The organism is Bradyrhizobium sp. 26S5 (genome assembly GCF_036923295.1).
Lineage (GTDB): Bacteria > Pseudomonadota > Alphaproteobacteria > Rhizobiales > Xanthobacteraceae > Bradyrhizobium > Bradyrhizobium septentrionale.
Genome location: NZ_CP145948.1, coordinates 8,920,848 through 8,933,934 on the forward strand (window position 1 = coordinate 8,920,848; position 13,087 = coordinate 8,933,934).

The window sequence follows — 13,087 nt, forward strand, 5'->3', positions numbered from 1 at the left end:
TCGACCTCCCAAATCGAACGCCTTTGGAATGCCGATGCGCGACACCTTGACGAGCCTGCGTTACCGCTATTGGCCGGATCATCTCCTCGGCGAGATCCTGTCGAAGCGTTGGACCGAGACCGCAATTCCGGTGATCCTGCTCTTGATCGTCGGCTTCGCGCTCAGCCGCTCCATCGATCATTTCCTGTCGCCGTCGAGCCTCGCCGATACCGCGCGGCAGGCCGGCGAAATCGGCTTCATCGGGCTCGGCATGGCGCTGGTGGTCATCGTCGGCGGCATCGATCTGTCGGTCGGATCGATCTTCGCGCTGACGGATTTCTGCGCGCTCTATCTGCTCGACGTGCTGAACTGGCCGGTGCCGGCAGTGGTGGTGGCCACCCTCCTCTGCGGCGCATTGCTCGGTGCCGTCAATGGCGTGCTGATCGGATACTTGCGGCTACGTGCCTTCATCACCACGCTGATCACCCTGATCATCTACCGTTCGGCGTTCGATCTCCTGATCCAGCGCTATTCGAATTCGATCGCCGCGGCCTTCCCCGACATCCCGTCCTGGAATTTCATCGGCGGCGGCGACGTGTTCGGGATTCCGAGCGTCGCACTGGTCTACATCGTGATCGCGATCTTCGGCCATATCTTCATGACCCGGCTGCGCCCGGGCTGGCACATCACCGCGATCGGCGGCTCGCGCCGCTCGGCCTACAATTCCGGGATTCCGGTTCGCCGCACCATCGCGCTCTGCTATGTCGCAAACGGCGTGCTGACCAGCATCGCCGCACTGTTCTTCGCGGCACGGCTCGGCACCGTTGGCGGCGACATCGGTGTCGGCCTCGAGGTGATCGTGCTGACCGCGACCGTGCTCGGCGGCATCACGCTCGGCGGCGGCAAGGGCTCGGTCGCCAAATCGCTGGTCGGCGTGCTGATCGTGCTCCTGATCACCAACGGCCTGACCACGCTCAACGCGCGGGGCGGCATCAACCGCATGGCGCTGGCGGGAATTCTGCTGATCGCGGCCATGGTCGACATCCGCTGGCAGAAGAACCGCACCCGCATCACCAGCAAGGTCTATGTCGCGCCGACCTATCACGCCTTGCCGCCGCCACCCGCGACCGAGATCGGCCAGGGCGGCCCGTTCGAGCAGAACGACAAGCTGCGCGACGTCGAACTGATCGGCCTCGGCCGCATAGAGGCGCCGGAGGACGTGATCCTCGATCGCAACAACAATCTCTATGCCGGCTCGCGCCATGGCGACATCATGCGCTTCTACGCGCCCGACTATCAGCGGATGGAGGTGTTCGCCCATATCGGCGGTCAGCCGCTCGGCATGGCCTTCGACCGGCAGGACAATCTCTATGTCTGCATCGGCGGCATGGGCCTCTACCGTATCAAGCCGGACGGTACGGTCGAGAAGGCCACCGATGAGACCAACCGCAGCATGCATTCGGTGAACGACGACAGCCGCCTCAGGCTGGCCGACGACCTCGACATCACCGACGACGGCCTGATCTTTTTCTCGGAAGCCACCGTGCGCTACGAGATGGACGAATGGCCGATCGATGGCCTCGAGGCGCGCGGCAACGGCCGCATCATCTGCTACGACACCAAAACCGGCGCCACGCACACCGCGCTGCGCGGCCTCAAATTCCCCAACGGCATCTGCGTCGCCAGCGACGGCCAGTCGATCCTGTTCGCCGAAACCTTCGGCTGCTCGATCAAGCGGCTGTGGTTCGCCGGGCCGAAGAAGGGCCAGGTCGAGGTGGTGATGGACAATCTGCCGGGCTATCCCGACAACATCAATCTCGCCTCCGACGGCAATTACTGGCTGGCGCTGGTCGGCATGCGCAGCCCCTCGCTCGACCTCGCCTGGAAGATGCCCGGCTTCCGCCGCCGCATGGCCAAGCGCGTCCCGGTCGACGAATGGCTGTTCCCGAACATCAACACCGGCTGCGTCGTCAAGTTCAACGAGCAGGGCAAGATTCTCGAATCGCTCTGGGACCTGCGCGGCGAGAACCATCCGATGATCACCTCGATGCGCGAGCATCGCGGCTATCTCTATCTCGGCGGCATCATGAACAACCGGATCGGCCGTTACAAACTCGACAACGCGGACCCGAACTACGTGCAGTATGACAAGCGCTGGGGGAAGCTGTCGTGATCGCGGCTGTCAGGGAATTCGCCAACCGCTTTCTCGGCCGTGGCGAGGCCACCATCACCGTGCCGTCGTTCGACGGTGCGCTGAAGCCGAACCAGAAACTGGAGGCCGCGACCACCGTGCTGGAATGCGAGGCGCCCGAAGACCTCGCAACCGACGGCCGCAATCTCTATGTCGCCGACGGCCGGCGCCTGCTGCGCCTCGACGGCAGTGCCGCGACCGAGCTGCGCAGCTTCGATCGGCCGATCTCGGCGCTCTGCACGCTCGCCGACGGCGGCATCGCGGTCGCGCTTGGCGGCCGCGAGGTGCGACTCTATGCCAACCCCTCGTCTGGCGAGCCGAGCGTGACGTTCAGCGACGCCGCCTTTAATGCGATCAATGCGCTGACGCCGGCGGGTGACGGCGCCTTGATTGCAACCGACGGCTCGGCGACCTGCGGCGTCGACGATTGGGCGCGCGACCTGATGGAGCTCAACCGGAGCGGCCGCGTGTTCCGGCTTGATCCCAGGACCAAGTCGGTGAAGCCGCTGGCGTCGAAGCTCGGCTACGCCTTCGGCGCTTGCGCGCGCGGCGATGGCGTGCTGGTCAGCGAGAGCTGGCGGCATCGTCTCGTCCTGGTCGCGGACGGCAGGCCGCCGCAGATCGTGCTCGGTCACCTGCCCGTCTATCCGTCGCGGCTGTCGAAGGCCGCGGGCGGCGGCTATTGGCTCACCGCATTCACCGCACGCACCCAGCTGATCGAATTCGTGCTGCGCGAGCCGGGCTACCGCCGCCGCATGATGGCCGAGATCGATCCGGCCTATTGGGTGGCGCCGCGGCTGCGCTCGGGCTTCTCGTTCAAGGAGCCGATGCAGGGAGCACACATCAAGACGATGGGCGTCATCAAGCCATGGGCGCCGCCACGCTCCTACGGTCTCGTGATCCGGCTGAGCGAAGACGGCAAGCCAATGTATTCGCTGCACAGCCGGGTCGACGGCATCAATCACGGCGTCGTCGCGGCGATTGAGGTGGGCGACGACCTTGTGCTGATCGCCAAGGGACCGGGCCGCGTGCTGAAACTGCCCCTCGCCGGGCTCGCCGAGGAGGTCGGCTCATGATCGACACCGTGCTGTCCCTGCGCAAGGCCACCAAGCTTTATGCCGGCGTGCCCGCCATCGAGGGCGTCGACTTCGACCTGCGCCGTGGCGAGATCCACGCGCTGGTCGGCGAGAACGGCGCCGGCAAGTCGACGCTGACCAAGGTGATGGCCGGCGTCGTAGCGTTGACCTCGGGCGGCATGACGGTCGATGGCGCGGAGGTCGCGCCGCGGACGCCGCTGGAGGCCCGCAATCTCGGCATCGCCATGGTGTTCCAGGAGAACAGCCTGGTGCCGACCATGACGGTGGCGCAAAATCTCTTCCTCGGGCAGGAGAAATTCTACAACCGGCTACGCGGCATCTACATCGCCGCCCAGCAATTCCTGCAATCGCTCAATTTCGACGTCACGCCGACCGCGACCGTGAGCGGGCTCGGCGCAGCCAAGAAGCAGATGGTGGAGATCGCCCGTGCCGTCCTGCACAAGGCCAAGGTCATCATCTTCGACGAACCGACCGCGTCGCTGACGCCGGAAGAGAAGAAGTACTTCTTCGACCTGGTCCGCGACCTCAAGAAGCGCGGCGTTTCGATCATCTTCATCTCGCACGCCCTGGAAGAGGCTCTGCTGCTCGCCGACCGCATCACCGTGTTGCGCGACGGCAAGCACGTGATCACCGACGACGCGGCGAAATTCGACCGCGCGGCGATCGTGCAGGCGATGGTCGGACGCGACTTGTCCAACACGCTGTACGGCGCGCGGAAGACCAGCGTCCGGCCGGCAGGCGCCCGCGTGCTCACCGTGCAGAACCTCAAGATGGCGCCGATGGTGAAGAACAATTCGCTCTCGGTGTTTGCCGGGCAGATCACCGGCGTGTTCGGCCTGGTCGGCGCGGGCCGCACCGAGACCTTCAAGATCGTCTCCGGCGTGCTGAAGCGCGACTTCTTCCACGGCGGCGAGATCCTGCTGCATGACAAGCCGGTGCGCTACCGGGTCCCGGCGCCGGCGGTCAAAGCCGGCATTGCCTACGTGACCGAGGACCGCAAGGTGGAGGGCTTCTTCGAGACCGCCTCGATCGCCCGCAACATCTATCTCGGCCTGCTCTCCAAGTTCCCCGGCGGGCGGATGCTGCTGTCGGGGCGCGAGACCAACTCGGTCGGCAAGACCTGGACCCAGCGGCTGAAGGTCCGCGCCATCGGCGACGAGGCCAAGGTGGTCGAGCTCTCAGGCGGCAACCAGCAGAAGGTGGTGATCGCCAAGTCGCTGGTGCAGGAGCCTGAGCTGATCATCTTCGACGAGCCGACGCGCGGCGTCGACGTCGGCGCCATCGTCGAGATCCACGAGTTGATCAACCAGCTCGCCGACGAGGGCAAGGCGGTGGTGGTGATCTCGTCCTATCTGCCCGAGATCATGGCGCTCTCGGACCGCATCCTGGTGTCACGCCAGGGCAAGGTGGTCGAGGAATTCTCCGCGCTCGAAGCCACCGAGGAGAGGATCATGTACGCGGCGATCCACTGATGCCGCGACGCGCAAGCGTCACGGCCAGCTCGCGATGCCATCGCCGGAGCACGATCGCATTGAGCGAGCCCGCCGCATCAGCCGCGATCCTGACCGCCTACTGCTTTGGACCAACGGTTCCGGTTGTCTTCAGCCTCGCCGACCGCACCCAACCCGAGACGTCGTTGCCCGTCCGCGGATTGATGTACATCACCGACGACCAGCCATCACTGGTTTGCGCATAGGCGACGAGCTCGTCATTCGGAATGACGAAGACACCGCTGACCGGACAGTGCAGATTCGGCGCCGAATAGAATTGCAGCCGCCCCGTGCCCGTCACCACATTGGCGAGCGGCGGCGAGAATATCGGGACCCGACTGGTGCCGGTCTGCGGCTCCTTGCAGCCCGACGGCGTCTGCGCATGCACGGACGCGCCCAGAGCACCGAGCATCACGGCGCTGCAGACGATGCAGGCGAGTATGGACTTGTCCGACATCATTTCATCCTCCCGGACGCACTGAAGGCCGCCGCCCGTTGGCTTGAGATGTTTGTCGCCGGACATGGCGAACAGGTTCTGCGGCCTGGCTCTCGCAAAAAGCAAATCCGTCGAAGAGAAGGACCGGCAAGTAATCCTGACGGCACTGTTTAGGCCCGGCTCAGACGGAATAGTTAAAGATGATGCAGCTCCAGAAGTCGGCGGACTGCTACAGGCGCTCATTAGAAAACCATGACGCCAGCACGGGGGGCGTGAGAGCGTGAGAACCTTGGCGACGAGGTTGCCGGACGACCCGTCAGCCCCCCGTCAGGTTTGACGCTTACACTCCTCTACTTTTGAGGAGGGTTTCATGTTCAGCCTTTCGAAGCCTGCGACGGATGATTTCGACGCCTCGCGCCCGGTGTCCACCCTCGCCACGGTTACGCTGTTCAGCGTTATCGGCTTGGTTTTGTCTCTCGCTCTCGCGCGCTATGGGATTGATATCGCCGCCAGCATGTAGCGGCGAGCTGCCAGCCTTTTCCGGGAAGAACAATTGACCAACCAATAGCGCAACGGGCCGTTCGATCGCCAAATCCTAGCGGCTTCTCTACGCGTGCGATCGGCGCGATCATCCGCTTATGCCGTCACGCCGCTACACAAAATGGTCCGGCCGCTCCTTCCCGCCCGGTAGCCCCGGGGAATGGCTCGCGGACGGACATGTGACGTGCAACATAAAATGCCATGGCGACTGCAACAGGATGGTGGACGTCCGTCTGGACGCATTGCCGCAGGATCAGTCCTGGTCGCGCGTCGGCTGGCGTTTGGTCTGCACCACCGGTGGCGTTGCTGGCGCTGTGCACATCGTTCCGAACTGGCATGACATGGGGGGCGCCGTGCCATTTTGAGAAAACTGGAGATCGTGATCGAGATCGCTGCCTCAGGCCAGGCGCACGTAGCGATAGCTTAAAACCAGCGCCCCCAGCGCCGGACGTTAGTCACAGCGCCAGGGATCGCTACTCCCAGGGGCTGAGGAGCGACTGGGAGCTGGAACGCCGACTCTTGCCGTATCCATTCGTTCCTACGAACAACGATCAGCGAGCTGCCCCCTCCGAGGTACGAAACGATTGCGCGCCTGCGCGGTATTCTACTCGTCAGGATTTTGCACTTTACATCCTGGGGCTAGAGCCAACGCTGCCCGCGTGCATTTTAAGCGGGCAGCGTTGAGCCCTAATCCCCCGACTGAGATTCGTACGACATCTGGGCGCACCTGAAGTGCACCGCTTGCGGCAAGGTCGGTTGGGTCGATACGCGGCTAGACTGGGGCGAGGTGATAAATTTCAGCAAAGGCGTCTCTGGCTAGGCCACTCCAAAAAGAACCGGCCCCAGCGAGGGGACACAAGCCGGGGCCTAGTTTGGACTTGAAGGATCAGGCGCGCGGTGTTGCGCCCTAGCGGCAACCACGCGAATGGACCGCATATGAATCGTACCGTGCATAGGCGCCGCGACAACCCAGCCGATGCGCATAGGCCTATGCTTTAATTCCTTGGCGGCGTTGAAGCGAAACGGCCCCGGTCGGGCTTGGGGAGCACACCGGGGCCGCTTCGTGGGGCGCCCCTTTCCGGAGGAGCGCCATTCACAGTATCGGGAAAAAGTGGCAATCGGTACTACGCTGGCGGGCTACTCCAGAAGATGCGTGCAACAGAAAGAACCCCAGAGCGTCGGAGCACTGGGGCCAAGTTTTTCCTATGCATCAATGAAAATCGGGGCGTGACACCCGAGATTCCAAATCTAACATGGCTGTCAGGAATTGCCATTTTTTCCCGAATTCGCTGTAGGTAAGGAACGATCGGACCGACCGAACGTCTATATGAAGCTTCCAGCCAAGGGCGCCCCCCCGACTGCTGGAAGAAAACCCGTATCGCTCGGGTTGGCGGCCCCAGGTTGGGGCCGCTTTCGTTGAGTTCGCCAAACGGGCCCCCGATACCTATCTTCCGGGGATGCCGATTACCCGAAAACCGATCGAGATCCCGCCCGAAGTCGCCCGCCAGTTCCGGCCGACATATTACGTTCCATGCCGCGCACGCCTCGATCAAGCGCGACGAGATCGCCACTAATACTCAACACCTGCTCTTGAGCACTTGCCGAAGGGCACGAAGCTCCGACTGGCAAACTGCCCTCGAGTTGTAGTTGATGAGCTGAAGCGCACCCCATTCACGGGCGTGAAAGCCTTGGCGACGACGTTGCCGGACGACACACGCCAAGGCTCACCACACAACGGATTGCCCCTTGAAGGGCCAGCCCCCCGCGTGAGGCCCGCTAACGCACTAGCTCTGAGGTTTGGTCAGGAACGAGTCCTGTGTCCAGGCGGCGGCGCCCATCGCTACAGCGATCGAACCCCCATCGACCCGACCGGAGCTACTGGTCAGATACTGGTTCAGCAACGCAGAGCTGTTGCTTGCCTGAGACGCCGCCGTGCCCTGATCTCCAGACCAAGAGGCCGTCTGCCGTGCGGGGTCTGCCAACGAGCTCGGTTGCGCAAAATCTTGGTTTGCCCAGCTTCCAGTGCTTGCGCCGGTCGTGCTCGCCGACCAGCCGGACGGTGAAGCCAGTCCCATGGCGCTTAGGAAGCTGGGGACGGTCGTTGTAGTAGCCGTTCCCGGGTCGACTGCCGCGGTACTCGGCGAAGTCGTGTCCGAGGTTGCAGTCGGCGTGACAACAGTGGTCGGAGTGGTAGTTGAGGTAGCGGTCGTGTCCGAAGTGCTGGTCGTGGTCGGCTGGGACGGTGGCGTGACCGGCGAGGAGGTGTCGACCCTCGCTCCAGTAACGGAGCCGGCGCCGCCGGGCAATCGATAGAGCTGGATCTCGTCGATCTGCATCTGCATCGTCGAGGGGGTAGAGCCATCAAGTGCAGTATGCCAGCCGGCCGCGTTTGAATTCGCGACCTGATTGCTCATGATCAGCTGCATCGGCTGGTTCGGAATCTGCGCCTGCGCGCTGGTCACCGTCGCGATCTGTCTTCCGTCGAGGTACCAGGTGATCGATTGGCCGGGCACCCAATTGATGCCGTAGGTATGGAAGCCGGCCGTGAGATCGACGCCGGTGTCGACAACACCGCCGACCGTCCCTGACGGCGAGTGAAGATGCCAGGAGAAGGCCTGGTTTGCCGGTCCCGAGCCGGTATATCCCCCCTCCTGGATATCGATCTCGAAATTGTCGCCGCTGTTCGAGCCTGCGCCGGGCATCAGCCAAAGCCCTGGCCATGCACCATTGCCGCTCGGCGCCTTCATGCTGATCTGAAGGTAACCGCCGTTAAACTCGAAGTTGCCGTAGCTGCTGACGGCGCCCGACGTAATCGGAAATGACTGCACCGAGCCCTGATTCATGCCGGTGACGGTCTGCTTGGCCGCCGTGAGATTCAGCAGACCGTTGCTCACGGTCACCTGGCTCGGCATGTCGTAATCGGCATCGTACGCGCCGCCCGGCCCGCTTCCACCCGATCCATAGCTGTTCCACGCCCAACCGTTGGCGGCGCGACTCGTGATGTAGGTGTGCCAGTCGCTGTCTAGCGAACTGGAAAAGCTGTCCTGATAGACGAGATTGCTTGACGTAAAGCCTGCTGGTGCGGCAAGGGCCATTCCATGTTCCTTCCGAGGATTGAACCGAGAATTCCACCGTCGCGAACCGCGCGACCATTCCACTGCCGCGAATTGCGCGACCATTCCAGCGTCGCGAATTGCGCGACGGACCCCCGTGCCCGCAGCGGGTGATGCGGGCAGATTTCAACGCAGTGGAGATTTGAAGGTACGCCCCCCACTGCTAGACTAGCTTGGCTAGTGAGGGAGTATGGCGAAAAAAATAAGGTAGCATGGCGACAATTAGACGAGGTGCGTAGGCGACTGACCCGGCTCAATCGATCATAGCCGGCGGCGAGCATGAAGGCCGCCCCGGCTGATATGGAGTTGATAGTGCTGAAGTCCGTGGCGTTTTTGACCCAACCGATCCTTCCGTTTCTTCTACCCGTGGGCCGAAGCAAGCGGCCAGCTGCCCGTTGAGAAGCACGGAGTTGAAGGTCGCGAATTACGTCGATCGTTTCGTTGTAATTGCGATCAAGGCACATAACTGGGCGCAGGCGCTTCTCGCTAAGAACGCGGACGAAACGAGTGCCGGGAGACGTCGTCAGCCGGGCGACTTTTGGCGTCGGCCGACGCCGTCGAAGAGCGACGCGGCAACGATAGATCAGCCAGCGATGATATCTTCGAACACTGACCGAGGCACGCCACGCTGCGGCCACTGCTCGTACGGGACCGCCCAAGGAACGAAAGGCGTACCTTCGAGACGCAGGTGTTCAGCCTCAAGACGCTCCATCTCATCTCGACCGCCAAAGCGAACACGCTCGTCCCAAGCCAGCGCCTTGGCGTACACGTACTCGGCCATGCGCTTGATCTCGGTGTCATTCAGGCTGGTGCGCTTGATCGTCGGCATGATGGCGGCTGCGAGGCGCGCCTTTGCCTTGGCGATGACGCGGTCAAATTCTGCCAACACGGGCTTGGCGCGTATGTTGACCTCTCGGAGGTCCTTGGTGCCCAGCGAACGCTTCAGGTGTTTCTGCGCGGCCTTGCCGTTGTTCAGCTCGCGCGCAACCGCAGCCTGCAGTCCCTTGGGCTTCTCTGGCACCGTCTTCGGGCACAGTACGTCCCGTGCCGATCCTTGATAACGCCCATCAACATGCGCACGATTTAGCACCACCGCTTGTGACCACCACGCGGCAGCTAAACGCTTGTATCTGCGTTAGTTCTTGATTTTCAATGGGAACTTGCGTGAATGGCGCGCCCGGAACGACTCGAACGTCCGACCCTCAGATTCGTAGTCTGTTGTTCCCTATTGATATTATGGTGTAATTTGGTATTTTGTCGCAAATTTGTTGCATAAGTTGAGACTGCGACGTAATACATCGTGGTCACACCTGCTACAGGACTGGGCCATGTCGATCCGAAAGCGGACGTGGAAAACTGGGAAAGGCGACCTACGCACGGCTTGGGTGCTCGATTACTCCGATCAGAATCGCAAGAGACGCCTACGCACGTTCGACCGCAAACAGGATGCGGAGAAGTTCGAGGCCACAATCCGCATCGAGATCGGTAAGGGCATTCACGTTGCCGATCGTGACTCCATCACGGTTAAAGAGGCTGGAGACATGTGGCTCGCGGAATGTCGGGCGGAAAACCTGGAACCAACGACCCTTGAACAATACGATCAGCACCTTCGGCTGCACATCGTGCCGTTCATCGGGTCAGAGAAGTTGTCGCATCTCAATGTACCGTTCGTCAGTTCCTTCAGGACCAAGCTACGAGATGAAGGGAGGTCCCCCGCAATGGTCCGCGGAGTCATGGGATCGTTGGGATCATTGATTTCGGTCGCTCAGCAACGCGGCCAAGCCGCGCACAACCCCGTCCGTGAATTGAAGCGATCACGACGGAAAGGCAGCGCGAGCCAGCAGCGTCACAAGCCAAAGCTAAAGATCGGCGTGGATATTCCGACGCGTGACGAGATTCGGGCACTGCTTGCGACAGCGAAAGGTCGATACCTGCCTTTGCTGATGACAGCCGTCGTCACTGGACTGCGCGCCTCCGAACTACGCGGCTTGCGATGGGAGGATGTCGATCTAGACACTGAGAAACCCGAACTGCATGTTCGACAGCGTGCTGATCGGCACGGTATCATCGGTCCACCAAAATCGGCATCAGGCTATCGCACGATCCCCCTGCCTCCTGACACTGCTCAAGTGTTGCGCGAATGGAAACTGATTTGCCCGAGAAAGCGAGATCACAAGAAGGATCCGGGCAAGCTAAGCCTCGTCTTTCCGAATGGTGCCGGCAACGTCGAATTGACAGGCAACATCATCAAGCGCGGCCTGATTCCGACCATGATCGCGGCCAAACTCGTCGTACCCGCCCTCGATGAACACAAGAAAATAAAGCGCGACGAGAGCGGCAAGGCGATCTTTGAACCCAAATATACGGGGATGCATGCCCTGCGGCATTTCTTCGCGTCATGGTGCATCAATCGCAAGGTCGATGGTGGTCACGAATTGCCACCGAAAATCGTGCAGGAGCGACTGGGTCATTCGACCATCGCAATGACGCTCGATATCTATGGACATCTCTTCCCGCGTGGTGACGACACTGCCGAATTGGCGGCGGCCGAACAATCGCTGTTTCGCCGCTCTGAAAGAAGTCGTCCTTAATCGCAATGCGAAGCGAGTTTCGCGTTGAACAGCGTAGCAGGCAGCCTCATTACCACCCTCCCCTGGCAGCAACGACCAAAAAAACACCCTCCGCGATCCGCAGCTCGGGCATTTCGGGCCTTCGCCGAAGTGGAAAGATGCTGCCGCACGTCCAAATGAGCGTGCGGAGGTCGAGTTCGTAACTGTAGATGCATGGCCGAATCGACTTCATCCCGTCGCGACGCCCGGCGTTACAGCGAGCGGTCACCCGCCACCCGAGTTGCCAAGCCTCGCCAATCGTCTCGATCATGAGAACCAATAGCGAACACCCACAGCGGAAGTCAGTCGGCGGGTAGACGGTTTTTGCGCAATGTACGATTGTAACCCTCACTACCAGTGGGGGAATTTAGTGGCTGAGAGCGAGCAGAACCGGGAGCGGTTCCAGGTCGCCTACGTCGGCGACGATGACAACAACCACAGCATGGATGTGGAGGCGTTAGGCCCTGCGCTCCTGGCGTTTGGGCAACTCCTCCGCGCTGCGAATACCGAACTCAATCAGAACCGAGCGACCATGAAGGTGCTCGTGGACTCGCGGTTTGAGCACAAGTGCTTCCTTATCAATTTTGAAACGCTGCAAACCATTCTCGATACGGTCAAAGACTTCCTCGACGATGAAGGCGTCAAACACGCCGCCGATGTTCTGCAGAAGCTCGGCGTCACTGCCGGCACAACGGCGGCGGGTCTATTCGGCTATCTCAAATGGCGCAACGGGCGAAAAGTCGAGTCAGCACAAGAGGTAAAGGATTCGCCGGGCGCTGTCGTAATCAAGGTTGAGGGCGACAACAACACGTTCCAGATAGGCAGCGACGTTTTCCGACTGTCGAAAAATCCCGAGGTCTTGGAAGCCGTCGAGGGTACTCTGGCGCCGATAGAACACACGGAAGCCAAAGCGATTGAGTTTCGCAAAGAGGACAAGCCACTCGTCACGTTCAAAGAGAGAGACATCAAAGCGATCGTCGCTTCATGTGAGGATCCTGGCGGTGTCGATCTCGTCGAGAAAGACGAAGAAGAGCCAAAGATTGTCACGGCCGTCTTGTACTCTCATGGACCGGTGTTCGAACCCAAGGCACCTAACTGGCGCTTCCTGTATCGGAAAAAGCCGATCTATGCCGACGTCAGGCAAACGAACATCGCAAAGGAAGCGGTGAAGCGCGGCGCCTCGTTCATGAACGACCGATACAAAGTGAAGATGGAGGTCACGCCGCCGACCGAGGAGCATCCCGAGACGCACTACAAGATCATCGAGGTGTTGGACTTCACGCCTGCCGAGCAGCAAATCAGCATGAAGCTCCGGGCAGCAAAAAGGAAACCGACGAAGAGGGGTGCGACCAAATGAAAAGGCCTCCCCTTTCGGAGAGGCCCAATCATTAGATCAACCGCGCAAGTGCGGCCATTACCGAAGCAACAGTCGGATGGAAACTCCATCCGAAACCGAAGCGGTAAGACCTACCGCACGGCTGACTGGCTTCGAGAACCAGGAACACGCTCAAAAGCGCCTCCTATCTCTCGTGTGCGCGAGGGTCCCTTACGGTGCGTGCCATCGCGACATTAGGCCGGTAGCCCGGGGATTTTTTTGTTGAGTGCACTCGTGACTCCCCAAACACACTGCAC

Annotated in this window: 9 protein-coding genes; 6 read left to right on the forward strand and 3 right to left on the reverse strand. The window is 61.3% G+C overall.

Annotated features, from left to right (window positions below; all coding sequences use genetic code 11):
- Window positions 1-28 precede the first annotated feature (28 nt).
- From V5279_RS42205 to V5279_RS42215, 3 genes are read left to right on the forward strand one after another with little or no spacing between them, the layout of a single operon-like run.
- Window positions 29-2,152, forward strand: coding sequence for an ABC transporter permease (locus V5279_RS42205; protein ID WP_338692801.1), 2,124 nt, complete (start codon window positions 29-31; stop codon window positions 2,150-2,152).
- Window positions 2,149-3,246 carry a hypothetical protein gene (locus tag V5279_RS42210; protein WP_338692803.1) on the forward strand — a complete coding sequence of 366 codons (1,098 nt, stop codon included), beginning with the start codon at window positions 2,149-2,151 and terminating at the stop codon, window positions 3,244-3,246. Before V5279_RS42205 ends, V5279_RS42210 begins: the two co-directional genes overlap by 4 nt.
- Window positions 3,243-4,739 (forward strand): sugar ABC transporter ATP-binding protein, encoded by a 1,497-nt coding sequence (locus V5279_RS42215; RefSeq protein ID WP_338692805.1) that lies wholly within the window; start codon window positions 3,243-3,245, stop codon window positions 4,737-4,739. Before V5279_RS42210 ends, V5279_RS42215 begins: the two co-directional genes overlap by 4 nt.
- A gap of 97 nt (window positions 4,740-4,836) precedes the next feature.
- Here the strand turns inward: V5279_RS42215 and V5279_RS42220 are convergent, their stop codons facing one another.
- Window positions 4,837-5,217: a hypothetical protein gene (locus V5279_RS42220; protein WP_338692807.1), complete on the reverse strand. Its 381-nt coding sequence runs from the start codon at window positions 5,215-5,217 to the stop codon at window positions 4,837-4,839.
- Window positions 5,218-5,563: 346 nt separating this feature from the next.
- Between V5279_RS42220 and V5279_RS42225 the strand changes: the two genes are divergently transcribed.
- Entirely contained in the window at window positions 5,564-5,713 is a 150-nt protein-coding gene (locus V5279_RS42225; protein ID WP_338692809.1) for a hypothetical protein, read from the forward strand.
- 1,804 nt (window positions 5,714-7,517) lie between these two features.
- On the opposite strand, the gene V5279_RS42230 is transcribed toward V5279_RS42225, so the two are convergent.
- Both V5279_RS42230 and V5279_RS42235 read right to left on the reverse strand, forming a co-directional pair.
- Window positions 7,518-8,828: a glycoside hydrolase family 16 protein gene (locus V5279_RS42230; RefSeq protein ID WP_338692811.1), complete on the reverse strand. Its 1,311-nt coding sequence runs from the start codon at window positions 8,826-8,828 to the stop codon at window positions 7,518-7,520.
- A gap of 601 nt (window positions 8,829-9,429) precedes the next feature.
- Entirely contained in the window at window positions 9,430-9,867 is a 438-nt protein-coding gene (locus V5279_RS42235) for a hypothetical protein (protein WP_338692813.1), read from the reverse strand.
- A gap of 307 nt (window positions 9,868-10,174) precedes the next feature.
- Here V5279_RS42235 and V5279_RS42240 point away from each other — a divergent pair, with 307 nt between their 5' ends.
- Both V5279_RS42240 and V5279_RS42245 read left to right on the forward strand, forming a co-directional pair.
- Window positions 10,175-11,437, forward strand: a complete 1,263-nt coding sequence (locus V5279_RS42240; RefSeq protein WP_338692815.1) for a tyrosine-type recombinase/integrase — start codon at window positions 10,175-10,177, stop codon at window positions 11,435-11,437.
- 388 nt (window positions 11,438-11,825) lie between these two features.
- Entirely contained in the window at window positions 11,826-12,812 is a 987-nt protein-coding gene (locus V5279_RS42245) for a hypothetical protein (RefSeq protein WP_338692817.1), read from the forward strand.
- The last annotated feature ends 275 nt before the right edge of the window (window positions 12,813-13,087 follow it).

Bases quoted from the DNA above. Each gene is read 5' to 3' on its own strand.
- V5279_RS42240 (WP_338692815.1), top strand. From the start codon at position 10,175: ATGTCGATCCGAAAGCGGACGTGGAAAACTGGGAAAGGCGACCTACGC.
- V5279_RS42220 (WP_338692807.1), bottom strand. From the start codon at position 5,217: ATGATGTCGGACAAGTCCATACTCGCCTGCATCGTCTGCAGCGCCGTG.
- V5279_RS42230 (WP_338692811.1), bottom strand. From the start codon at position 8,828: ATGGCCCTTGCCGCACCAGCAGGCTTTACGTCAAGCAATCTCGTCTAT.
- V5279_RS42205 (WP_338692801.1), top strand. From the start codon at position 29: ATGCCGATGCGCGACACCTTGACGAGCCTGCGTTACCGCTATTGGCCG.
- V5279_RS42215 (WP_338692805.1), top strand. From the start codon at position 3,243: ATGATCGACACCGTGCTGTCCCTGCGCAAGGCCACCAAGCTTTATGCC.
- V5279_RS42225 (WP_338692809.1), top strand. From the start codon at position 5,564: ATGTTCAGCCTTTCGAAGCCTGCGACGGATGATTTCGACGCCTCGCGC.